Origin of the sequence: Nocardia farcinica, assembly GCF_029867845.1 — a bacterium.
Classification (GTDB): Bacteria; Actinomycetota; Actinomycetes; order Mycobacteriales; family Mycobacteriaceae; genus Nocardia; species Nocardia farcinica_A.
Genome location: NZ_JARWRU010000813.1, coordinates 1 through 1,348 on the forward strand (window position 1 = coordinate 1; position 1,348 = coordinate 1,348).

The 1,348-nt window shown below is 76.7% G+C and carries 1 protein-coding gene; it reads right to left on the reverse strand.

The genetic code is table 11. The features are described 5' to 3' along the window. On the reverse strand, positions 1-1,216 hold a 1,216-nt coding region (locus tag QH283_RS17715; RefSeq protein WP_280504101.1), incomplete at its 3' end, for a molybdopterin-binding protein. Positions 1,217-1,348: the final 132 nt, after the last annotated feature.

Sequence of the window (1,348 nt, forward strand, 5' to 3'; positions counted from 1 at the left end):
GGCCGCCGTCGTCGTGGCGGGCCGGGACGATCCGGGGCACCGGTCCGGTGATCTCGGCGGCGTTGCGCAGCGGGAGGCGGACCGGGCGGGCCGGGATCGCGCCGGTGCGGCCGTCGACGATGGCGGGGGTGAGCGCCAGCGCGGTGGCGACCGCGGCGAACGGATTGCCGGGCAGGCCGAGAACCGTGGCGCCGGAGGGCAGTTCGGCGATCACGGTGGAGCCGCCCGGGCGAAGCCGCAGCCGGGGCACCACGACGGCGGCCGAGGCCCGGTCGAGCGCGGCGCGCAACTGGTCGGCCGCACCGCCGCCGGTCGCGCCGACGACCACCAGCAGATCGCAGTCGGTGGCGGCCGCGAGCACCTCGTCGAAGCCGTTCGGGGTGTCGCGCAGGTGCACCCGATCGACGGTGACCACCCCGCACCCGGCGAGCAGGTCGGGCAGGACCGGGCCGATCGAGTCGCGGGTCTGGCCGGCTCGCAACGGGCCCTCGCTGCGGATCTCGCCGCCGGTCATCACCACTCGCGCCAGCACCGGACCGCGCACCGGCGCGGCCGTCACCTCGACGCTGGCCGCGGCGGAGATCAGCGCCGCGGTCACCGGTGTGCCCGCCGCGGCCACCACGTCGCCGGGGTGGCGGTCCTCGCCGCGGCGGCGGATGTCCTCGCGGACCGGGGTGCCGGGCAGGCGGCGCAGCACGCGCTCGGCGGTGGTCTCGGCGAACTCGTCGCGCAACACCAGGGTCGCGCCCTCGGGCACGTGCGCGCCGGTCGCGATCCGCACCGCCTCGCCGGGCAGCAGTCCCTCGGGACGCTGTCCGCCCGCGAAGCCGATGTCGCGGCGCAGCTGCCACGGGCCGTCGCCGCTCACCGCGTAACCGTCCATGGCCGAGACGTCGAAACGCGGCAGCGCCTCGACGGCGGTCAATGGTTCGGCCAGCGCCGCGCCGCGCGCGTCCCGCAGGTCGGTGGTGCGGACCGGCAGCGGTGTGAGGTCGGCGCGCAGCGCGGCCCGGGCGTGGTCGAGCGACAGCGGTTCTCCCGCCTGCGCCCTGGCCCGGCGGAGCTGGTCGGGGGTGTCGCAGTCGGCGATGCCGGCCTGCATCGCCGCGGACAGCTCCACGATCTCCGTCCGCGCGGGGACCAGCGCCTTCATCGGCTGGTTGACCCCCGAGTCGAGCCCGGCGCGCGCCGCGCGCAGGGCCGCGCGCCGCCACACTGGTGGCCCACCCTCATCGGAAAGGACCAGCCATGACCACCAATCTCACCCACATCCACCTGCGGGCATCGACGTCCGCTTCGATGGCCGCGACTCCACCACCCCGGACGGCCACTGGATCGCCAACGGCGT